This is a genomic window from Rhizobium sp. 10PS4 (genome assembly GCF_032464805.1).
Taxonomy (GTDB): Bacteria; Pseudomonadota; Alphaproteobacteria; order Rhizobiales; family Rhizobiaceae; genus Rhizobium; species Rhizobium laguerreae.
Genome location: NZ_JAWDIW010000016.1, coordinates 152,393 through 173,839, shown reverse-complemented (window position 1 = coordinate 173,839; position 21,447 = coordinate 152,393). Strand labels below are relative to the sequence as shown.

The window sequence follows — 21,447 nt, the reverse complement described above, 5'->3', positions numbered from 1 at the left end:
GAATGGCGGATGCGTATCCGCGCTCCTCGCACGCCTCCTGATCGAAAAGGATCGCCTGCTCGCCATGGACACCCCCAGAGATGCCGCCCATCGCGGACTGCTGAAGCTGATGCTGCGACTGCCGTCTCTGCGTGGCGAGCTTCAGCTTCTCTGGCCAAACGACGCCTCCTTCGAGGCTCTCTGCGAAGCCTACGAGGACGCGACGGTCACGCTTGACCGCCTCTTGACGTCTCCGAGAGAGGGCGAGCACGAGCTCATCGACGAATACCGCATCGTGTGTCGCGCCTTGGAATCGGACATCGTAGCGCGGTGCCGCACACGGCAAGCGCGATCACGGCTTTAAAATTTCCCTTACTGCCGCTTTATGGTTGCAACCATAAATGCGCCAGCGTACATTTGCCACTGCTTATGGGCGGACGGGCGTGAGGTGCGGGATGGCAGCGAACGGCTTGAGCAGTGGGGCGCGGGTGGTTTCCGAGGAGGAGGCGCGCGCAGAAGCGGAGCGGCTGCTGGCCGATCCACGGCTTCACGTATCGGAGCGCTACAGAGCTTTCCTGCGGTACATCGTCGACGCCCGGTTCGAAGGCCGGAGCGACACGATCAAGGCCTACTCGATCGCCGTCGACGTCTTCAACCGGCCGGCCTCCTTCGATCCCTCCTCGGATCCCATAGTCCGCATCGAGGCGACGCGTCTCAGGGAGACCCTCCAAAAATACTATGACCAGATCGCCGACGAGCCGGGCGCGCGCCTCGACATCCCGCGCGGGCGCTACGTCCCCGTGTTCGTGGAACGCGGTCAACCGCCCTGCCACGATGAGGAAGGCGAACTTCAGGAGGTCGGCCTGCTGGCGGAGGAGCCGACGCAAGCCGCTTTGCGGCCCGTTAGCGGCAACTGGCGTCATCTCGTCATGGGAGGAGCCGCGTTCCTCGCCGTCTCCTTGGCAGTCGGCCTTGCATATGACGCGGTTAGCCCGAAGCTTCCGGACACGCAGAAGCCCTTCATAGCTCTGTCGATGAACGCGTCCCAACAAGACCAGGCGGCCGGCGAAGCGGTCACGGAAGATCTCGCCGTGTCCCTGGCACGGTTTGGCACCGTCCGTCTGCATTCCGAAGCCGCCGTCCCGAGCTCGTCTCGCGACGAGGTGCAGCAGAGTTTCTATAAGATCAGGATGCGATACGCCGAGGATGATAGTTCGATCTCACTTTGGTGGCAGGTTTCCGACGCCGCCAGCGGCGAGGCCGTCTGGACTGACGAGGAGCGGCGGACTGTCGCTGCCGGATCACGAGACGATGCCATGCGCGACCTGGTCTTCGCGGTCTCACGACAGCTTGCAAGACCCGCTGGCATCATCAATGCAGTCGAGCTTAGACGCAACCTTCCGGCGTCGACGACCGGGAACGTGTGCGTTCTCAGAGGCGAGTTCGCGGTGGAGCAACGCGACGCCGCGGGCCTGAAGGCCGCCCGCTCCTGCCTGATTGCCACGATTGCTGCCGACCCGTCGGACGTAGACGCAATGGCGACGCTTGCGCGAGTGTATGTCTGGACTGGTCGCGCGACGGGCGACGACAGCTACTTCGGCCGTGGCCTCGAACTGGCCAACCGGGCCGCGACGCTTGCGCCTTCCTCGCCAAGGGCCGCGCTGTCGCAGTTGGGCGTACAGTACCAGCTCGGACAGAATGAGATCTCGATCGCTGCCGGCCGTCGCGGCGTCGCGTTCAACCCCGAGAACGCCGACCTGCTCGCGAAGCTTTCGATGGTCGTCTTTCTCACGGGACATTGGGAGGACGGGGTGCACCTTGCCCGACAGGCGGTGGAGATCGCCGGGCAGCCCATACGTGATGCAAGCTTTGTCTTGATCCTCGACGAATACCGCCGGGGGCGTTACGCGGAAGCCGTGTTTCTCGCGCGGCAGGTCGTGGCGCCGGACGCGCCGACGACGGTTTTGAAGCTGGCCGCGATCGCCCGCATCGGCGATCGGCCGGTAACGGAGCAGGAGATAGCCGCAGCCCGGTTGCAGCATCCCGATCTCGAGCGGACGGTCGCCGCGATGTTCTCCGGCGCGCGCTACGACAGCAATCTTAGAGACGCGCTGCGCGCAGGCATTTCGGAAGCCGGCCTTAAAATGCCGGAGGTCGCCAGCAACGGTGCAATGTAACAGTAACATCCTTGTCCGAAAGGCTCCGATGGCATTCCTTGGACTGGTCCGCAGATCGCGGGCGATGACGTCGAAGGGCCGCCATGATGCGCAAGCTGCTTGTCTTATCAGTCGCCTCCACCTTTCTTGCAGGCAACGTGCTGGCCGACCCAGCGGTCATGACCGCGGCCGTCAATTTGCGTTCGGGACCGGGCACGGGCTTTGCGGCAGTCGGAAACGTTCCAGAAGGCGCGCAGGTCGACCTCAGGGAATGCGACGCGAGCGGCGCGTGGTGCGCCGTTGATTTCGGGGGCGAAAGCGGCTTCGTCAGCGGGCGCTACCTCAGCCAGGCTTCAGCCGAAACCCCGACGTGGCCGAAGACGTTCACGGGCGACGACGGAGCGACCCTGACCCTTTTCCAGCCGCAGGTGATCGACTGGCCGAACTTCACAAAGCTGGACGCGCTGATCGCCGCGGAACTGAAGATCTCGAAGGACGCCCAGCCGGTCTACGGCGTGATCGGCGTCACGGCGAAGACGGTAGCCGACGACAGGACCGACAACATCGTGCTGACAGACGTCCAGACGACCGCGGTATATTTCTCGACCCTCGACAAGGAGCAGCTTTCGAAACTCGCGCTCGGCGTCGGTCGGATCTTGCCGACGGATCCGATCACGGTTTCGCAGGACCGACTTACGGCAAGCCTCGCCGATTACAAGCGACTGAACGACGTCTCCGGGCTCAAGTCGGATCCGCCGCCGATCTTCACGAGCGAAACCTCCGCCATTCTCGTGCAGACCGACGGCAAGGCGGTGCTCTCTCCGGTCAAGGGCGTGCAGGGCCTCTCCTTCGTCGTCAACACCAACTGGGACATCTTTCAGACCGATGGCGAAAAGGCCTTCTATCTGAGGGACGAGAAGAACTGGCTGAAGGCGACGAGCCTCGACGGCGAATGGACGGAGGCCGACGCGCTGCCATCCGAAATATCCAGCCTGCCTGACGAGGACGCCTGGAAGGACGTGAAGGCGGCCCTGCCCGCGGCGAAGTTCGGTGAAAGCGGCGTCCCCAGGGTCTTCTATTCGGACGTGCCTGCCGAGCTACTCGTGTTCGAAGGCAAGGCCGCGCTACAGAAGGTGCCGGGCACGGGACTGGAATGGGCCTCCAACACGACCAGCGACGTCTTCTACCGCCCGTTCGACAGCACATGGTACGTGCTGCTTTCGGGCCGCTGGTTCTCGGCGCCGTCGCTCGATGGCCCGTGGACGTTTGCGACGCCGAATCTGCCTGCCGACTTCCAGAACATTCCGCAGGACGCGTCCTACTACGCGGTCCGGGCATCGGTTCCGGGAACGTCGGAAAGCGCAGAGGCACGCCTGAAGGCGAGCATTCCGCAGATGGCCCGCGTTGCGACCGACGGAACCGTCAAGGTCGACGTCGCCTACAGTGGCGATCCCAAGTTCGACACGATCGACGGGACCACCCTCTCCTATGCGGTGAACTCGAACGAACAGGTGATCAAGGTCGGCGAAAAATACTTCGTGCTGAAGGATGGCGTCTGGTTCGTCGGCGACACGCCGACGGGACCCTTCGAAGTGGCGAAAGCCGTTCCGAACGAAGTCTACACGATTCCGGCGTCCTCCCCGGTCTACAACGTCACCTATGTCAGGGTCTACGACACGGAGCCCGACGCCATCTGGTACGGCTACACCGCGGGCTACCTCGGGGCTTACCTCGCATGGGACGCCCTCGTCTGGGGAACCGGATGGGCGTACCGTCCCTGGTGGGACTTCGGCTGGGCGGGCGGATACTGGCCCTATTATCCGAGGCCCGTCACCTACGGGGTCGGCGCCTTCTACAATCCTGCCTTCGGCACCTTCGGCCGCTACGGCTACGCCTACGGCCCCTATCGTGGCATCGCCGGCGGGGCGGCCTACAACCCGCGGACGGGCACCTACGTCAGAGGCGGCGCCATCGCCGGCCCCGCGGGTTCGCGAGGCTTCGTCGCGGCCTTCAACCCTCGGACCGGCAACGCCTTCGCCGCGCGCGGCGGCACCAACGTCTATGGCTCGTGGGGCACGGCGGCCGTCAAGCACGGGGGCGAGTTCGCCCGCGTCAGCGGCGGTTCGACGGGCAACGCCGCCGGTCTCCACTGGCACACCTCCTCGGGCGATCGCGGCTTCATCGCCGGCGGCAAGGGTGGCGACATCTATGCGGGGCACGACGGCAACGTCTATCGCCGCGAGAACGGCGAATGGCAGAAGCATACGCCGGATGGCTGGGACCCTGTGAACCGACCAACCACCGAAGGGCTGAAGAACGCCGGCGAGCATTTCTCGTCGAAGCATCCGGAGGCCGCCGACCGCATCCGTCAAAACGCTCCGGAACGGGCGCAAGACATCCAGGACCGGGTGCAGAACAATCCAGCCGCGAAGGAACGAGTCCAGAACCGGGTACAGGCCCGCGAGAACGCCTCTCCTCGCCGGCAGGTCCGCGAACGCGCCCCCGACAATCTGGGCGTCGACCGAGTCGCTCGGCATGTCGGCAACCAACGCGATCTCTCGCGAAGCTACGGACGCCGCGACATCGGCCAGTTCGGTGGTGGACGGCAGATCGGCGGCGGTGGCGGCCGCGAATTCAGTGGGTCCCACCGCGGCGGTGGCGGCTTCCACGGCGGTGGCGGCGGGCACTTCCGCAGACGTTGAGCCTCGTAGAAATATTGGAGATTGAGAACTTCGATGACCTCTGAGTTTGGCAGACGCCTGGCCTTCATGACAGCAGCGACGTTGCTTCCTTCGCTTGCAATGGCGGCCGAGGGCGGCGCGGGCTTCTATCTGCTTGGCGCAAAGCTTCCCGCGAGTGCGATCACGCCGCCTCCGGGCGTGTTCTTCTCGAACGACATCTACATGTACACGGGGGATCTCGGCGGTGGGAGCGCGCTTCCTTCGGGCGGTAGGCTCGCGGTCGGCGTCGAAGGATCGGCCATCATCGAGGTTCCGACGGTGCTCTGGATTCTTCCGGAGGACGTTGCCGGTGGTCACCTCGGGCTGTCGCTGACCGTGCCTGTCGGCTGGAAGAATACCGATGCCGACGTGACGCTGGCGGGACCACGAGGTGGAACGGCGTCCGGGTCGATCTCCGATCCAGTCTTCACCGTCGGTGACCCGGTCGTTGGCGCCCTCCTTGGCTGGGAGACCGGGAATTTCCATTGGCAGACCAGCCTTCTGGTCAACGTGCCGATCGGCGACTATCAGGACGGCGAGATATCGAACATAGCCTTCCATCACTGGGGCGCCGACGTCTCTGCAGGCGTGACCTGGCTCGATCCGACGGTCGGCCTCGACCTGTCGGCGGTGGTCGGCATGACGTTCAATGCCGAGAACCCCGCCACCGACTACCGAACGGGCAACGAGTTCCACGTCGAATGGGCGGCGGTCCAGCATTTCAACGAGCAGTTCGACGCCGGTCTCGTCGGCTACTACTACGACCAGGTGACCGGCGACAGCGGCGCCGGTGCGTCAAGCGACTTCAAGGGGCGCGTCGCGGCCATCGGCGCTACCATCGGCTGGACGTTCAAAGCAGGCGAAGTGCCGGTATCGACCCGCATCAAGTATTTCCACGAATTCGCCGCCGAAAACCGCGCCGAGGGAGACGCCGTCTACCTGACGATCTCGATGCCGCTGTCGATCACCAAGCCCACCAACATAGCGGCGCAATAGATGAAGCTCCTGCGACTGACACATCTTGCGGTTCTGATCGGCTTCCTCCCGGCGCTGACCGGCTGCGGACACCCGAGCGGCGTCATGCAGCCGGTTGCGCTGGCGGCGGGAACGAGCACGACGCAGGTCGACATGCTGGTGGCGACGACCCGGCAGCCGTCGGGCGACGCTAGGACGCTGTTCAACGGAGAGCGCAGCCCCAAGCCCTTCATGACCGACGTCGCGGTGTCCATTCCACCAAAGCGCGAGCCGGGCACCGTCCAGTGGCCGCAGCGGCTGCCGCCCAACCCCGCCACGGACTTTGCCGTCACACGGGTGAAGCAGATCGACACCATTCCTGAAGGCCGCGCATGGTTCCGACAGCACATCGAGGGCGGGCATGCGCTGGTCTTCATCCATGGATTCAACAACAAATACGAGGACTCGGTCTTCCGTCTCGCGCAGATCGTCCACGATAGCGGCATGCAGGCGACGCCGATCCTCTTCACCTGGCCCTCCCGCGCCCAACTTACAGGATACGAGTACGACAAGGAGAGCACGAACTATTCGCGCACGGCGCTCGAGCAGTCCCTGCGGGTCCTCGCCGCCGATCCCGACGTGAAGGACATCACCATCCTCGCGCATTCGATGGGAACGTGGCTGGCGATGGAATCGCTGCGGCAGATGGGCATCCGCGACGGCCACGTCAACGCCAAGATACACAACGTCATCCTCGCCTCGCCCGACATCGACATCCAGGTGTTCGCCAAGCAGTTCGTCGAGATGGGCGAGCCCGCTCCGAAGTTCACGATCTTCGTGTCCCAGGACGACAGGGCGCTCGCGGCGTCGAGCTTCATCACCGGGAACGTGTCTCGGTTGGGCGCGATCGATCCCTCGAAGGAGCCATATCGCTCGCGGCTGGAAAAGGCGGGGATCACCGCCATCGATCTGACGAAGGTCAAGACCGAGGACAGCCTGCATCATGGCAAGTTCGCCGAGAGTCCGGAGATCGTCCAGCTCATTGGCCAGAGGCTGATGACCGGACAGACGCTGACCGACAGCAACGTCTCCCTCGGTCAAGGCGTCGCTGCGGTCGTAGGCGGGACGGCGCGCACGGTCGGCGCGGTCGCGGGCGCGGCGGTCGCCGCGCCGCTGACGATCGTCGAGCAGCCTACTGGGAAACCGCAGCCGACGGGGACCCAGGTCGAAGAAGACCTCGAAAGCGATCGGAAACCGACGCCTCTGAGCCGGTAGGCGAGCGGCCTTGTCCGATTGTTACCCCATGCCGCCCGCAATGTAACTGTTACAAGCTTACCACCTCGCCACGCCTGACGCATTATCTCCGAGCATAGGAACCCGACGAGAAGCACGCATTCCGCCTGATAAGCCCAGACACATTTGCAAGCAGAAAGGAACCCTGTGATGAGTACGCCCATTCATCGAAGACTTCTTGCAGCCACGGCAGCGGTCGCGATGACCATGACGTCGTCTTTCATCGTCGCGCCCGCCTTCGCGCAACAAGCCGCGCCAGCAACTGCCGCTCCGCCCGCCACGAGTGATAATTCAAGGCCGAACATCCTCGTCATCTTCGGCGACGACGTCGGGCAGACGAACATCAGCGCCTATTCGTTCGGCGTGGTAGGATACAAGACGCCGAACATCGACAGCATCGCCAAGACCGGCATGATGTTCACCGACTACTATGCCGAGAACAGTTGTACGGCGGGCCGCTCGACCTTCATCACCGGGCAGGCATGCCTGCGTACGGGCCTTTGCAAGGTTGGCGTTCCAGGCGCTCCGGTCGGCCTGCAAGCCGGCGACATCACTATCGCGCAGGCGCTGAAGCCTCTGGGTTACGCAACCGGGCAGTTCGGCAAGAACCATCTTGGCGATAGGGACGAGTACCTGCCGACGAAGCACGGCTTCGACGAATTCTTCGGCAACCTCTACCATCTGAATGCCGAAGAGGAGCCGGAGGCACCCTACTGGCCGAAGGATGACGCTGAGTTCCTGAAAGCCTATTCGCCCCGCGGCGTCATCAAGGCGTCGGCAGACGGCAAGATCGAGGATAGCGGGCCGCTGACCAAGAAGCGGATGGAGACGATCGACGACGAGACAAGTGCTGCGGCGATGGACTTCATGGATCGTCAAGTGAAGGCGAAGAAGCCGTTCTTCACCTGGATGAACGCGACCCGCATGCACGTCTTCACCCATGTGCGGGAGTCGATGCGTGGCCAGAGCGGCATGGTCGGTAACGAGTACGCCGATGGCATGGTTGAGCATGATCAGATGGTTGGAAAGCTTTTGAAGAAGCTGGATGAGCTTGGCGTCGCCGACAACACCATCGTCGTCTACAGCACCGACAACGGGCCGAACCAGTGGTCCTGGCCGGATGCTGCGACAACTCCATTCAGGAGTGAGAAGGACACGAACTGGGAAGGGGCGTTCCGCGTGCCCGCCATGATCAAATGGCCGGGGCGCATTCAACCCGGTCAGGTTTCGAACGGGATGATGTCCGGCCTCGACTGGTTTCCGACGCTGCTTGCGGCCGCGGGTGATCCCGACGTCAAAAGCCGGCTTCTGAGCGGTTGGAAGCCGGAGGGCAGCGCCACCAGCTTCCGCAACCATCTCGACGGCTACAACCAGCTCGATTACATCACAGGAAATACCGACAAGAGCGCCAGGCGCGACTTCTACTATCTCGATGACGATGGAGAGCTCGTGGCCACCCGCTACGACGACTGGAAGGTCGTGTTCAAGGAACAGCTTCATCCTGGGGGCTTCATCGTCTGGCAGGCCCCGCTCGTGACCTGGCGCGCACCCAAGCTCTTCAACCTGCGCATGGATCCCTACGAGCGCGCCGACGTGGTTTCCGACCAGTACAACGACTGGCTTTCGCGCAACGCCTACCTTCTGGTGAAGGGTCAGTTGCAGGGAGCGGCCTTCCTGGAGACCTTCGTCAAATATCCGCCGAGCCAGCGGGTCGCCAGCTTCAACATCGAAGGAGTGCGCGACCAGGTCGACAAGGCGATCGACCAGTCCTTCAAGGACCGCGGAATCGAGAAGTAGCGCGATATGGGCGCGCCGACTCCCGGCGCGCCCATCTCCGTCAATCATAGAGAGTGCCATGTCAGCTCGCGAAGACATCCTTCAGCTCGGCAAGCGCATCGGCCAGTCGATCATCGGCCAAGAAGCGATGGTCGAGCGGCTGCTGCTTGGACTGCTCGCCAATGGCCATCTGCTTGTCGAAGGCCTGCCGGGCCTTGCGAAGACGCGGGCGATCAAGAGCCTGGCGAAAAATCTCGACTCAGAGCTTTCACGCGTCCAGTTCACGCCCGACCTGCTGCCTGCGGATATCACTGGTTCCGAGATTTACTTTAGCGAGGGCGGAAAGGGCGAATTCAAGTTCCAGCAGGGACCGATCTTCGCCAACCTGATCCTTGCCGACGAAATCAACCGCGCGCCCGCCAAGGTACAGTCCGCACTCCTTGAAGCCATGGAGGAACGCCAGGTCACGGTCGGTGGCAAGAGCTATCCGCTGCCGCCGCTCTTCATGGTGATGGCGACGCAAAATCCCATCGAGCAGGAAGGAACCTACCCTCTTCCGGAGGCCCAGCTCGACCGTTTCCTGATGCATGTCGAGGTCGGTTATCCCGACGAGACGTCGGAGGCAGCCATCGTGCGGCTCAACCGCGACGAGGAAAACCAGGCACATGGCGGCACAAAGCCGCCGTTGCCGGAGAAGCTGAATCCGCAGGCAGTCTTCGACGCCCGGAAGGAGATCGGCGCCGTCACCGTCTCAGAACCGGTCGAGAAGTACATGGTGGCGCTCGTCTTCGCCACGCGGTATCCCGCCCGCTACGACAAGGATCTCGCGAGGCTGCTGGAGGTGGGCGTCAGTCCCCGCGGCGTGATCGGCCTCGACAAGGTCTCGCGATCCTATGCGTGGCTGAAGGGCCGCGACTACGTCACTCCGGACGACGTCAAAGCTATCGTCAACGACGTCTTCCGTCACCGGCTGATCCTTTCCTATGAAGCCCATGCGACGAACACGACGCCGGACCAGGTGATCGACAGGATCACTGATCTCGTCGCAGTGTCGTGAAGGAGGACCCATGCCTGCAGGAGACGGCGTCCATGTTTCGACAGAACAGCTCGTTGCACTGGAGGCGAGAGCCCGAGACCTGCGCTTCGTCCAGAAGGCGCGCAGCCATCAGCAGCTTGCGGGCCGCATGAGTTCGGCCATGCGCGGCCGCGGTCTGACGTTCGAGGAGCTTCGCAACTATCTGCCGGGCGACGACATCCGATCCATCGACTGGCGTGTCACGGCGCGCACCACGAAGCCGGTCGTACGCGTCTATTCCGAAGAGAAGGAACGCCCGGCGCTGATCCTCGTCGACCAGCGCATCAACATGTTCTTCGGCAGCAGGCGCTCGATGAAATCGGTGACGGCGGCCGAATCCGCGATGCTCTGCGCCTGGCGTATCCTCGGGTCCGGCGACCGGGTAGGAGGATTCGTCTTCGGCGAAAGCGGTACAAGCGAGGTTAAGCCGCATCGCAGTCGCAACGCCGTGATCGCCTTCGCGGATAGGATCGCCGAAAAGAACAGGGAACTGAGGGCCGACGCGGCCTCGGCCGCGGCGTCCGGACAGCTCGACGCCGTGCTCGAAACCGTCTCGAACATCGCCCATCACGACCATCTCGTGGTGGTGATCTCCGACTTCGACGGGCATACGGAGCGGACACGAGACCTTCTCCTGCGCCTCTCCTCCCGCAACGACGTCGTCTGCGTGCTCGTCTACGATCCCTTCCTACTGGAGCTGCCGGCGTCCGGCGATATCGTCGTCAGCGGCGGCGGTCCGCAGGCGGAGCTCGCGCTTCGAACGGCGAGCGTTCGGGCCTCGATAGACGCCTTCGCTCGGAACCGGGGACGGGAACTTCGTGCATGGCAGAGCGAGCTTGGTCTTCCCATGCTTCCGATTTCGGCCGCCGAAGAGACCGCGCCGCAGCTCCGGCGTCTGCTGGAGCAGTCCGCCTGGCGGCAGAGGAGGCGCTGATGGAAGCGACGGCGAGACTCGATCCGACGATGGAAGCGGCACTGCGATCGCTGCACGACATTGCGATGCCGGAACCCGTCTCGTGGATGCCGCAAACATGGGGATGGGCCGTGCTCGCGACCGCGCTGCTGGTCATGCTTGTTCTCGCGGGTTTCCGATGGGTCCTTCGCTACCGTGCGAACGCCTATCGACGCGAGGCGCTGGCGCTTCTGGTCGTGATCGAAGAACGCCTTCGTCGACCGGAAACACGCCGGGACGGCATCCGGGAACTCGGGGAGGTTCTGAAGCGCACTGCGCTGGCCGCATGGCCCCGAGACGAGGTGGCCGCGCTGTCAGGCGAGAGCTGGGTTCTCTTCCTCGACGCGCACAACGACGACAAGGCCGGGCATGCGATCCAGCAGCTTCTCGACGACTTCGAATATCACGGGGCCGAGGTCGTCGCCGACCTCCCTTCGAACGTCTGCGGCGATCTCGTGATCGCGGCCCGAAACTGGATCGAGCGCCATCATGTATCAGCTTGATCTCCCCTGGCTTCTGCTTGCGCTTCCGATTCCACTGCTGGTCTGGTGGCTGCTTCCCGCGCACCGGGAGACGTCCGCCTCGATCAGGCTGCCCTTCTTCACGCAGATCGCCGAGGCGGCCGGCGTCCGGCCGACCGAGGGGTCGGTGATTGCCCGGAGGACATGGCCCCAGCTCGTGATCGAGACGCTGGCATGGTGTCTCGTCGTGCTGGCGCTCGCCCGTCCGCAGTTCGTCGAACCTCCGATCGAGAAGGTCGAACCGCAACGTGACATCCTGTTGGCGCTAGATCTGTCGCAATCGATGGACGCGAAGGACTTTCCGGACGCCGACGGAAAGCCGCTCGCCCGCGTCGAAGCCGTCAAGCAGGTCGTGGCGGACTTCGTCAGCAAGAGGCCCGGCGACCGGATCGGCCTCGTCGCCTTCGGAGACGCGCCCTACCCGCTCGCGCCCTTCACCATGGATCATGCGCTGGTCCAGACGATGATCGCGGACGCCGTGCCGGGGATGGCGGGGCCGCGCACCTCGCTCGGAGACGCGCTCGGGCTTGCCATCAGGATGTTCGAGAAGACGACGGTGCCGGAGAAGGTTCTCATCGTTCTGACGGACGGAAACGATACCGCGAGCCGGATGCCACCTCTTAAAGCCGCCGAAATCGCGAAGTCGAAGGGCGTCGTCGTCCACACCGTCGGCATCGGCGACCCGGCGGCGAGCGGCGAGGACAAGCTGGACACGGCGACGCTGCAGAAGATCGCGGCGGGCACGGGCGGCCGCTACTTCTTCGGCGGCGACCAGGCGCAGCTCGCGGCGATCTACGAGGTGCTCGACGAGATCACGCCGGAGGATCAGAAGAACCTGTCCTGGCGGCCGCGCGTCGAGCTGTTCCAATGGCCGTTGCTGGCCGCCGTGCTGGTGCTCTCCGGATACCACGCGCTCGCTGGCGCGGTCGGGGTCGTGCGACGGAGGGCCGCCGCATGATCGCGGACTTCCATTTCATCCGCCCATGGCTTCTCGTCCTCCTGCTGCTGCCGGTCCTGATCCTCTGGCTGGCCTCCCGCTCGGGCGACGTCCGGTCGCAATGGAGGGGCATGATCGCGCCGCATCTGCTCGACAGCCTGATGGTCGACGGGTCTGCAGGATCGAGGACCCGGCCGTCGTGGCTCCTGGCGGGTATCCTCGTCGCCGGGATCGTGGGCGCGGCGGGGCCGACATGGCAGCGCGAGCCGCCGCCCTTCGTCGAGGACGCCGCGCCGCTGGTCATCGCAGTCGATCTGTCGCAGACGATGGACGCCATCGACGTGACCCCGTCGCGGATCGAGCGCGCCAAGCTGAAGATCAAGGACGTGATCGATACGAGGCAAGGTGCCCGGACTGCGATCGTCGCCTATGCCGGCACCGCCCATCTCGTCCTGCCGCCAACCGAAGACGCCGCCTTACTCGAAAGCTACTCCGACGCTCTGGCGACGCGGCTCATGCCGAGGCCTGGCAAGGACACGGCGGCCGCCCTGGAACTGGCGGACAACCTGCTCGAGAAGGAAAGGACGACGGGCACGATCCTGCTGCTGACCGACGGGGTCGAGGAAGCGGCCTCGAAGGCGATCGAATCCAATTCGAACGGCATCGTCATCCTTGGCGTCGGCACGTCGGCCGGCGGTCCGGTCAAGACGCCCGACGGCGGATTCGCTTCCGACCCTTCCGGATCACGCCTGTTCTCGAAGCTCGACGTAGCCAAGCTGGAGGAAATCGGAAAGGAGACCGGAGCCGACGTCGCGACGGTGACCGATGACGACACGGACGTGCGGTGGATAGCGCAGCGGGTGCGCTCGACCTTCGCCCAGAAGCAGGCCAAGGAAGGCGACCGCTGGCGCGACCTGGGCTGGTGGCTGGTCGTGCCGTTGTCGATCGCCATGGCCTTCTCCTTCCGCAGCGGGTGGGTGGTTCGAACCGGTGTCCTGCTGCTGGCGGTCCACCTGTACTCGCCAGGCAGCGCGCGCGCCGGGGGGCTTGCGGACATGTGGCTGACCCACGACCAGCAGGGTCGGATCGTGTTCGAACGAGGCGACTTTGACGCTGCGGCAGGCCATTTCACCGATCCGATGTGGAAGGGCGTATCCCTCTATCGAGCCGGCAAGTTTCAGGAGGCGGTCGACGTGCTCGCTTCCGTCGACACCGCCGAGAGCTGGTACGACCAGGGCAACGCCCTTCTTCACCTCGGAAAATTCGACGAGGCCGTCGCCGCCTACGGCAAGGCGCTTGAGAAGCGGAAGGACTGGGCGGAAGCGATTGCGAACCTCGCCATCGCGCAGCAACTCCTCAAGGCCCAGAAGGAGAAGCAGGAAGAGCAGCCGGAGCAACCGAGCGAGGCCCCGGACAGCGTGCAATTCGACGACAAGGGAAAGCAGGGAAAGGAAGGTACGATCAACGTCGCCGAGCAGACTTCCGAGATGTGGATGAAGAACATCTCCGTCAGTCCGGCCGACCTGATGGCCCGCAAGTTCTCGATCGAGGCCGGGAGGAAGCCGCGATGAGATTGTTCGCCGTCTTGATCGGCCTCCTTGCGTTCGGGCCGGGCTTCGCCGCCGAACCGTTCGGGCGTGCGTCGATCGGAAGCGCCGAAGGGATCGTTCCCGGCCAGCAGGTGCACGTTGTCGTCGACGTGTTCGCGCCGGAGTTCTTCACGTCGCCGCCGCAGTTTCCGCTCTTCGACGTGCCGGATGCGCTTGTTATGCTGTCCGGCGACCGCGCTCAGAACCTGGTTCAGACGATCGATGGCGTGCAGTATTCCGGGATCCGTAGAAGCTACGCGGTCGTTCCGGAAAAGGCGGGATCCTTCCCGCTCCCAGTGATCGAGATCGATCTCGGCTACTCGTCCAATGGCAGTCCGGTGAAGGCGATGGTGAAGGTCGCCCTTCCTTCCTTCGACGTCGGCCCTTCTTCCCACCAGTCCGCCACGCCCTTCGCCGCCCGCGGCCTGACGATGACACAGTCCTTCGACAGGGATCCGGCGAGTCTGAAGGCGGGCGACGCTCTGCTGAGGACGATCGTCGTCTTTGCCGAGGACACGCAGGCGATGCTGATACCGCCGGTCGAGGTTGGAACGACGGCGGGGGTGGCGCGGTACGAAAAGCCGGCGGCACTTGCGGACGGCGTCGAGCAGCGGGGGATTGGCCGCACCGTCGAAACCGGGAGCACGCGGACCGAGACGGTCGTCTACACGGCCTCCAGCGCGGGACGCTTTCCGCTTCCTGCGATTTCGTATCCGTGGTTCGACCTGGACGGGCACGTCCTGTCGGCCGCGACCCTCCCCGCCACGGACGTCGTCGTCGCGCAGGCCGCGGCGACCGAACGCATCCAGCCCGAGCTTCAGGGTGACGTGGATGCGCCTGCAAGCCGCACGTGGAGAGCCTGGCTTTTGGTCCTCTTGCTGTGCGCAATCGACTTGGCGGTCGCCGCTTTCGCCTGGCGGCGGTTACCGGCCATCCGCACCTGGATGACGCGTGTGCGCACGCGGCGACGGAATTCTCCGCGGCGCAGGCTGGGCCGAATTCGAACGATCATTGGCGTAGGCGACGACCTCGCGATCTACCGAGCGCTTCAAGACTGGAGCCGAAATCTCGGATATCGGACACCTTCGGAATGGGTGGAGGCGCAGGCCTGTCCGCGGCTTTCGACCCAAGTCGCCATCCTCGAGCGGCGGCTCTTCAGGTCGCGCGACATGCAGGTGGACCGGGCGGCGCTGGCGTCGGCGATCACATTGCAGACGGCCGATCGCCGGCCACCGAAACAGGCCTTGCCCGACCTCAATCCGACGGCGGAAGACCCATTGTTACACCCATTGTAACTGTAACAAACTTCCCTCTGCGCGCGCGGGAGCTAAGCTCCCCGCATCAGTTCTGGAGGCAGCGATGGCTTTGGCATTCGAGGACACGACGGCAGCCCGGCGCGACGGCTTGATCTGGATTCCGGGGAGGACATTCACGATGGGGTCGAACGATCACTATCCGGAAGAGGCTCCGGCCCATCCGGTGACGGTGGACGGCTTCTGGATGGCGGAAACGCCGGTCACCAACAGGCAGTTCAGGGCATTCGTCGAGGCCACGGGGCATGTCACCGTCGCCGAGAAGACGCCTGATCCCAGGGATTATCCGGGCGCAAAGCCGGAAATGCTGAGGGCCGGTTCGCTCGTCTTCACCCAACCGAAGTCGGTAGACGGGCCTGATATCTCGCAGTGGTGGACGTTCAAGTTCGGTGCGACGTGGCGGCGGCCGCTCGGCGGCTTGAGCGATCTCCGCGGCAGGCTGGACCACCCGGTCGTGCACGTCGCCTTCGCCGACGCTCTTGCCTATGCGAAGTGGGCGGGAATGGACCTGCCGACCGAAGCGGAATGGGAGCTGGCCGCCCGCGGCGGAGCGGACGATGCGGAATTCGCGTGGGGCGACGAGCTTGCACCCGGAGGCGTCGCGATGGCCAACACCTGGAGCGGTACGTTCCCGACGCACTCGACGAAACCGAGGGGGCAGGAACGGACCTCGGCCGTCCGATCCTTTCCCTCCAACGGCCATGGCCTCTACGACATGATCGGCAATGTCTGGGAGTGGACGAGCGACTACTGGTCGACGCGTCATCCGGAACCGGCGAAGCACTCGTGCTGCATCCCGAGCAATCCACGCAGCATCGACGTCGAAGCGAGCTACGACCCCCGCCAGCCCGCGATCGGCATTGCTCGGCGTGTGCTGAAGGGTGGCTCGCACCTCTGCGCGCCGAACTACTGCCGGCGCTATCGCCCTGCCGCCCGCCACGCCGAACCCGAGGATACTTCCACCAGCCATGTCGGATTCCGATGCGTGCGGCGCTCCAGAGGAGAATGACGATGAGAATAAGAAGCATGCGTCTGGAAGCATCCGGCACCCTGCTCGCGTCCCTGGTGGTCGCCCTGCTTCTGATAGTCGGTGGTGCGGTCACGGCGACCGGTGCGCAGGAGGGCCTTCCATCGTGGAACGACACCTCTGCCAAGGCGCGGATCATGGACTTCGTGAAAGCCACGACGACCGCTGGCGGGGAAGGATTCGTCGCAGCCGAAGACCGGATCGCGGTCTTCGACAACGACGGCACTCTGTGGTCGGAACAGCCGCTCTACAACCAGCTCGCCTTCGTGTTCGACCGGATCAAGGCCCTCGCGCCGGAGCACCCGGAATGGAAGGAGACGGAGCCGTTCAAATCGGTTCTCGCAGGCGATCTCGGGAGCGTCTTCAAAGGCGGCGCGAAGGGTGTCGTCGACCTCGCCATGACGACGCATGCCGGCATGACCACCGATGAGTTCTCGAAGATCGTTGCCGACTGGTTTGCGAGCGCCAGGCATCCTCAGACTGGAAAGCCCTACGACCAGATGACCTATCTGCCGATGCGTGAGCTTCTCGACTATCTGCGCGCCAATGGCTTCAAGACCTATATCGTCTCGGGCGGCGGCGTCGAATTCATGCGGCCGATGACCGGTAAAATGTACGGCATCCCTCCGGAACAGGTCGTCGGCAGCACGATCACGACCGAATTCGCGGTCGTCGACGACGTTCCCGTCCTCAGACGGCTCCCCAAGATCGACTTCGTCGACGATGGCCCCGGCAAACCGGCCGGCATCAATAAATTCATCGGAAGGAGGCCAATCTTCGCAGCGGGCAATTCCGACGGCGACTACGAAATGCTGCGTTGGGTGAGCGCCGCAAACGGTCCGAACTTCGCGATGATCGTCCACCATACCGACGCCGCTCGCGAGGTCGCCTACGATCGGCAAAGCCATATCGGCAGACTCGACAAAGCTCTCGACGAGGCTGAGCGCCGCAACTGGCTGGTCGTCGATATGAAGGCCGATTGGAGACGAGTCTTCGCGTTCGATAAATAGGCGGGGGATATCCGTATGAATTGGATCGCCGCGCTTTTCATGGCCCTGACGATATCATCCCTTGTTCACGCGCAGGAGGTCCCGCGACCCCAGAAGGTCGACGATCTCGTGCGGCTGCTGCAGGATCCCGAGGTTCGGTCATGGCTGGAGAAAGCGCCCGGCCCGTCCTCCGGAGCCGTCCAGGAAGCGGACGCCGGGCTGGCGACATGGGAGGCGGCCACGCGGGCCAGGATCGATGGCGTCATCGCGGCGATCCCAAGGATTCCCGGCGAGGTTCTGGCCGCTGCTGCACGCACCAGGGCGGACGCCTTGTCCAACGGAAAGCTGCCGGTGTTCGTAGTCTTCCTCGGGCTGACGGCGATCGGGCTTTTCGCCGAGCGGGTGTTCGCACGGTCGCGGCGACGCGCGGAGGGACTGCATGAACGCCTGCTGGCGATCGGCGTGTTCGCCGCGGCCATGGGCGTGGTCTTCTTCACATTCGGCTGGCCCGCCCTTCCACGCATCGTCCTCCTCGTGTCGCTGCTGGCACTGGTGGCATACCGAGCGATCGCCGCGTTTCTCGACGCAGCGCTGCTGACGTCCTCGGTCCGAATACGAGCAAAGACCCTTGCCGCAGTTGCGGGGATCGCGGTAGCATTCGCGAGCCTTGGCAGGCCGTTGTCGGTCGATCCGGCGACGATCGAGGCGATCTCGTTCTGCTTTTCGGTCGTTCTGCTTGTTCTGGCGGTGGAAGGCGTCGTCTCCTGCTCCGGACGACCTATCCGTACCCGCGTCGCGCTATGCCTCGCCTTCTTCGTCATCTGGATGCTCTGGTGCGCCGGTCTGCAGGGCCTGTTCTGGGTGGGCGTCTACGCACTTGCCCTGCCCTCGGCGCTTCGCTTCGCAGGCCGTGCTGCGGACGAAGCATTTCCTTCCACACCCGGCAGCATCAAGCGCGTCCTGCTTGTCCGCGGCGGTCGCGCCGTCGTAGTGGCCGCGGCAGTTGCTTGGCTGGCGGTCGTGTGGCGACTTGATCCGAACTCCCTGGTTCATAGCGACCCTGCCGTGGCCTCGGTGTCCTACGGGCTTTTGAAAAGCATCGTGGTCCTGCTGCTCGCCGATCTCGCATGGCATCTCGCGAAGTCATGGATCGACCGGAGCCTTTCCGTTCATGCCGAAGCTGCAAACGATCCGTCGCAGGCTGCCAGGCGCGGGCGGCTTCGTACCCTGCTGCCGATCTTCCGGAACGTGCTTGCGGTCGTCGTCGCGGTCGTCGCCGGATTGATCGTGCTGGCGGAAATCGGGGTCGAGATCGGACCTCTGATCGCGGGCGCGGGCATTTTCGGCGTGGCGCTCGGCTTCGGATCGCAGACACTTGTGAAGGACGTGATCAGCGGGATCTTCTACATGCTCGACGACGCCTTCCGTGTCGGCGAATACATCCAGGCGAAGAGCTACAAGGGGACCGTCGAAGGATTCAGTCTCCGGTCGGTGCGGCTGCGCCATCATCGCGGCCCCGTGTTCACCGTCCCGTTCGGCGAGCTCGGCGCCGTCGAGAACATGAGCCGCGACTGGGTGATCGACAAGTTTCGCGTCAATGTCAGCTACGACGCCGACATCGAGAAGGCTCGCAAGCTTGCGAAGAAGATTGGAGCCGAGCTGCAGGCCGATCCGGAACTCGGACCGCTGTTCATTCAGCCTCTGAAAATGAAGGGCGTCGAGGAGTTCGGAGACTACGGCATCGTCCTCAGCTTCGCGATGACCACGGTGCCCGGCATGCAGACCTACATACGACGCAAGGCCTACGCCAAGATTCGCGAAGCTTTCAAGGAGAACGGCATCGATTTCGCGACGCCTTCGGTTCAAGTCGGCGGCGAGGACAGGGACGGCGCCGCGGCGGCCGCGACAGCAATTCGGGCACAGCAGACTAAGGCCGTGGCGGCGGAGGGTTAGTTTGACCTGATCGGTCGCGTCGGTCCTCGATACGTAGACTGCCTACAGACGGCGCGAGCTGGCAGAGCGCATCGAAGGCAAGAGCCGCCACGCTGTAACTGTTACTCCGCGTCACTGTTACCGTAACATACTTCCGTCGTTTCAATTCACCGTTACCGTGACGCCCGGTTCCAATTGGCTTTCGGCACAGAGGACAGGCGAATGGCAGACGAGAAGACGATCCCTTCATCAAGTGGCGTTCGGCAGGGTCTCAGTCGACGTGATCTGCTGGTGGCAAGCACTGCGCTTGCAGCAAGTGCGCTTTCGGCGGCCACCCCTAGCGCGGGCCTAGCGCAGCAAGCTTCGTCGTCCGGGACGGGGCGCAAGCCGAACATCCTCGTGATCATGGCGGATGACATAGGCTGGTTCAATGCGAGCATCTACAACCACGGTATGATGGGCTACCGCACACCGAACATCGACCGCATCGGGACCGAAGGCGCGATGTTCACGGACTGGTACGGCGAGCAGAGCTGCACGGCCGGTCGTGCCGCATTCATCACCGGGCAATCTCCCATTCGAACGGGTCTGACAAAAGTCGGGCTCCCCGGCGCGGACATTGGCCTGCGGGCGGAGGATCCGAGCGTTGCCGAGTTTCTCAAACCACTCGGCTATGCGACAGGGCAGTTCGGCAAGAACCACTTGGGTGACAAGGACGAGTTCCTTCCAACGAGCCATGGGTTCGACGAGTTCTTCGGCAACCTCTATCATCTCAATGCTGAGGAAGAGCCGGAAAACCCCGATTACCCGAAGAATCCGGACTTCGCCAAGCGTTTCGGGCCGCGCGGCGTCATCAAGGCGTCGGCCGACGGACGGATCGAAGACACCGGACCGCTCACCACCAAGAGGATGGAGACGGTGGACCAGGAATTTCTCGGCGCTGCAATGGACTTCATCGACAGGCAGCAGAAGGCCGATAAGCCGTGGTTCTGCTACTTCAATCCAACCCGGATGCACGTCTGGACTCACCTGAAGCCCGAATCCGCGGGCAAGACGGGTCTGGGGCCATACCCGGACGGAATGGTGGAATTGGACGGCTATGTCGGGCAGTTGCTCGAGAAGCTCGAAGAGCTGGGGGTGGCTGACAACACCATCGTCGTCTTTACGACCGACAACGGCGCTGAAGTGATGTCCTGGCCGGATGGCGGCAACACGCCGTTTCGCGGCGAGAAGGCCACCAACTGGGAAGGGGGATACAGGGTTCCCATGCTGATCCGCTGGCCTGGCACCATCAAGCCCGGAACCGTCTTCAACGAAACCTTCGCGCATTATGACCTGATCCCGACTTTCGCAGCCGCAGGCGGTGATCCGAACGTCGTCGAGAAGTGCCTCAAGGGCGGTCAGTTCGGCACCAAGACCTTCAAGGTCCATCTCGACGGTTACAATCTGCTCCCCTTCTTCAGGGGTGAGGTGAAGGACGCGCCGCGGCGCGAATTCATCTACTGGAACGATGACGGCCAGCTTGTCTCGCTTCGCTATGATCATTGGAAGGCCGTCTTCATGGAACAGAACCATGAGGGCATCGGCGTCTGGATGCGTGGTTTTGAAGAGCTGCGGATTCCGAAGCTATTCAACTTGCGCGCCGATCCCTTCGAACGGGGAGACGAGTCAATTCTTTACGACAAATGGTTGGCGGACCACGCCTTTGTTCAGGTTCCCTTGCAAGCGCTGGCGGCAAATTGGTTGAGCAGTTTCAAGGAATTCCCGCCGAGACAAAAACCCGCGAGCTTCAATCTCGACAAGGTCGTGGAACAGTTGTCCTCTCCGGCATCGAGATAAAGAGGTGTTCTTATCTCGCATTCAATCAATCGCAACAGTTCCCGACGCGATCCCATGGAGCGCGTCGGGAACTGTTCGGAACGAGAAGACGGTGAAGGGCTGTGAAAAAGGCCCGGCGATGATCCTCTTGGGAAGCTGCATTGCGAAAAGCCAGCGATGCCCGCCTTGATGGGAGTCGAACGCTCGGCCCAGTCTCTGAAGCTATGTCGCGGTACGGAGCAATTAAGGAAATCAGCGCTTTGGCGGGGAAGGGTGAGCTGGAGCAGGCCGCATCGGAGCGGGCGGTGCGGGCCGCGACACGACTTGCGACGTTGGTGGATTCAGGCCACCCTTTTTGACATAGCCTTCACTAACCGGCCGAATGCTCCAGTTGCCGTTATTTGGCGTCTTCGGGT

16 protein-coding genes are annotated in these 21,447 nt (G+C 63.7%); all 16 read left to right on the top strand.

All coding sequences use genetic code 11. From position 1 onward, the window contains the following. Nucleotides 1-64 precede the first annotated feature (64 nt). Complete coding sequence (locus tag RWJ89_RS28205) at nucleotides 65-343, top strand: hypothetical protein (RefSeq protein ID WP_131640165.1); 279 nt, start codon at nucleotides 65-67, stop codon at nucleotides 341-343. A 91-nt stretch (nucleotides 344-434) separates the two neighbouring features. Next, nucleotides 435-2,156: a tetratricopeptide repeat protein gene (locus RWJ89_RS28200; RefSeq protein ID WP_316031804.1), complete on the top strand. Its 1,722-nt coding sequence runs from the start codon at nucleotides 435-437 to the stop codon at nucleotides 2,154-2,156. An 83-nt stretch (nucleotides 2,157-2,239) separates the two neighbouring features. Next, nucleotides 2,240-4,837 carry an SH3 domain-containing protein gene (locus RWJ89_RS28195; RefSeq protein ID WP_316031803.1) on the top strand — a complete coding sequence of 866 codons (2,598 nt, stop codon included), beginning with the start codon at nucleotides 2,240-2,242 and terminating at the stop codon, nucleotides 4,835-4,837. A gap of 33 nt (nucleotides 4,838-4,870) precedes the next feature. Beyond that, complete coding sequence (locus tag RWJ89_RS28190; RefSeq protein ID WP_222002191.1) at nucleotides 4,871-5,851, top strand: SphA family protein; 981 nt, start codon at nucleotides 4,871-4,873, stop codon at nucleotides 5,849-5,851. Further along, on the top strand, nucleotides 5,852-7,084 hold the full coding sequence (locus RWJ89_RS28185; protein WP_316031802.1) for an alpha/beta hydrolase: 1,233 nt from the start codon (nucleotides 5,852-5,854) through the stop codon (nucleotides 7,082-7,084). It begins immediately after the preceding gene. Between the two features lie 168 nt (nucleotides 7,085-7,252). Next, entirely contained in the window at nucleotides 7,253-8,899 is a 1,647-nt protein-coding gene (locus tag RWJ89_RS28180; protein WP_316031801.1) for an arylsulfatase, read from the top strand. Between the two features lie 58 nt (nucleotides 8,900-8,957). Further along, nucleotides 8,958-9,935 (top strand): AAA family ATPase, encoded by a 978-nt coding sequence (locus tag RWJ89_RS28175; protein ID WP_316031800.1) that lies wholly within the window; start codon nucleotides 8,958-8,960, stop codon nucleotides 9,933-9,935. 10 nt (nucleotides 9,936-9,945) lie between these two features. Continuing rightward, complete coding sequence (locus RWJ89_RS28170; protein WP_316031799.1) at nucleotides 9,946-10,887, top strand: DUF58 domain-containing protein; 942 nt, start codon at nucleotides 9,946-9,948, stop codon at nucleotides 10,885-10,887. Beyond that, nucleotides 10,887-11,408 carry a DUF4381 domain-containing protein gene (locus RWJ89_RS28165; RefSeq protein ID WP_316031798.1) on the top strand — a complete coding sequence of 174 codons (522 nt, stop codon included), beginning with the start codon at nucleotides 10,887-10,889 and terminating at the stop codon, nucleotides 11,406-11,408. The genes RWJ89_RS28170 and RWJ89_RS28165 overlap by 1 nt, the downstream gene beginning before the upstream one ends. Beyond that, on the top strand, nucleotides 11,395-12,384 hold the full coding sequence (locus RWJ89_RS28160; RefSeq protein ID WP_316031797.1) for a vWA domain-containing protein: 990 nt from the start codon (nucleotides 11,395-11,397) through the stop codon (nucleotides 12,382-12,384). Before RWJ89_RS28165 ends, RWJ89_RS28160 begins: the two co-directional genes overlap by 14 nt. Beyond that, complete coding sequence (locus RWJ89_RS28155; RefSeq protein ID WP_316031796.1) at nucleotides 12,381-13,934, top strand: VWA domain-containing protein; 1,554 nt, start codon at nucleotides 12,381-12,383, stop codon at nucleotides 13,932-13,934. The genes RWJ89_RS28160 and RWJ89_RS28155 overlap by 4 nt, the downstream gene beginning before the upstream one ends. Beyond that, a complete protein-coding gene (locus RWJ89_RS28150; RefSeq protein WP_316031795.1) occupies nucleotides 13,931-15,247 on the top strand; it encodes a hypothetical protein in 1,317 nt (438 codons plus the stop codon). The genes RWJ89_RS28155 and RWJ89_RS28150 overlap by 4 nt, the downstream gene beginning before the upstream one ends. A gap of 64 nt (nucleotides 15,248-15,311) precedes the next feature. Then, the gene (locus RWJ89_RS28145; RefSeq protein ID WP_316031794.1) at nucleotides 15,312-16,274 is read left to right on the top strand and encodes a formylglycine-generating enzyme family protein; all 963 of its coding nucleotides are present in this window, start codon (nucleotides 15,312-15,314) and stop codon (nucleotides 16,272-16,274) included. A 2-nt stretch (nucleotides 16,275-16,276) separates the two neighbouring features. Then, nucleotides 16,277-17,302: an HAD family hydrolase gene (locus RWJ89_RS28140; RefSeq protein WP_316031793.1), complete on the top strand. Its 1,026-nt coding sequence runs from the start codon at nucleotides 16,277-16,279 to the stop codon at nucleotides 17,300-17,302. A 15-nt stretch (nucleotides 17,303-17,317) separates the two neighbouring features. Continuing rightward, complete coding sequence (locus RWJ89_RS28135) at nucleotides 17,318-19,234, top strand: mechanosensitive ion channel family protein (RefSeq protein WP_316031792.1); 1,917 nt, start codon at nucleotides 17,318-17,320, stop codon at nucleotides 19,232-19,234. 201 nt (nucleotides 19,235-19,435) lie between these two features. Further along, complete coding sequence (locus tag RWJ89_RS28130) at nucleotides 19,436-21,052, top strand: arylsulfatase (protein WP_316031791.1); 1,617 nt, start codon at nucleotides 19,436-19,438, stop codon at nucleotides 21,050-21,052. The last annotated feature ends 395 nt before the right edge of the window (nucleotides 21,053-21,447 follow it).

Excerpts from the sequence above, each read along its gene's own strand:
- RWJ89_RS28175 (WP_316031800.1), top strand. The coding sequence starts at position 8,958 with ATGTCAGCTCGCGAAGACATCCTTCAGCTCGGCAAGCGCATCGGCCAG.
- RWJ89_RS28185 (WP_316031802.1), top strand. The coding sequence starts at position 5,852 with ATGAAGCTCCTGCGACTGACACATCTTGCGGTTCTGATCGGCTTCCTC.
- RWJ89_RS28150 (WP_316031795.1), top strand. The coding sequence starts at position 13,931 with ATGAGATTGTTCGCCGTCTTGATCGGCCTCCTTGCGTTCGGGCCGGGC.
- RWJ89_RS28160 (WP_316031797.1), top strand. The coding sequence starts at position 11,395 with ATGTATCAGCTTGATCTCCCCTGGCTTCTGCTTGCGCTTCCGATTCCA.
- RWJ89_RS28195 (WP_316031803.1), top strand. The coding sequence starts at position 2,240 with ATGATGCGCAAGCTGCTTGTCTTATCAGTCGCCTCCACCTTTCTTGCA.
- RWJ89_RS28145 (WP_316031794.1), top strand. The coding sequence starts at position 15,312 with ATGGCTTTGGCATTCGAGGACACGACGGCAGCCCGGCGCGACGGCTTG.
- RWJ89_RS28200 (WP_316031804.1), top strand. The coding sequence starts at position 435 with ATGGCAGCGAACGGCTTGAGCAGTGGGGCGCGGGTGGTTTCCGAGGAG.
- RWJ89_RS28140 (WP_316031793.1), top strand. The coding sequence starts at position 16,277 with ATGAGAATAAGAAGCATGCGTCTGGAAGCATCCGGCACCCTGCTCGCG.
- RWJ89_RS28130 (WP_316031791.1), top strand. The coding sequence starts at position 19,436 with ATGGCAGACGAGAAGACGATCCCTTCATCAAGTGGCGTTCGGCAGGGT.
- RWJ89_RS28190 (WP_222002191.1), top strand. The coding sequence starts at position 4,871 with ATGACCTCTGAGTTTGGCAGACGCCTGGCCTTCATGACAGCAGCGACG.
- RWJ89_RS28165 (WP_316031798.1), top strand. The coding sequence starts at position 10,887 with ATGGAAGCGACGGCGAGACTCGATCCGACGATGGAAGCGGCACTGCGA.
- RWJ89_RS28180 (WP_316031801.1), top strand. The coding sequence starts at position 7,253 with ATGAGTACGCCCATTCATCGAAGACTTCTTGCAGCCACGGCAGCGGTC.
- RWJ89_RS28205 (WP_131640165.1), top strand. The coding sequence starts at position 65 with ATGGACACCCCCAGAGATGCCGCCCATCGCGGACTGCTGAAGCTGATG.
- RWJ89_RS28155 (WP_316031796.1), top strand. The coding sequence starts at position 12,381 with ATGATCGCGGACTTCCATTTCATCCGCCCATGGCTTCTCGTCCTCCTG.
- RWJ89_RS28135 (WP_316031792.1), top strand. The coding sequence starts at position 17,318 with ATGAATTGGATCGCCGCGCTTTTCATGGCCCTGACGATATCATCCCTT.
- RWJ89_RS28170 (WP_316031799.1), top strand. The coding sequence starts at position 9,946 with ATGCCTGCAGGAGACGGCGTCCATGTTTCGACAGAACAGCTCGTTGCA.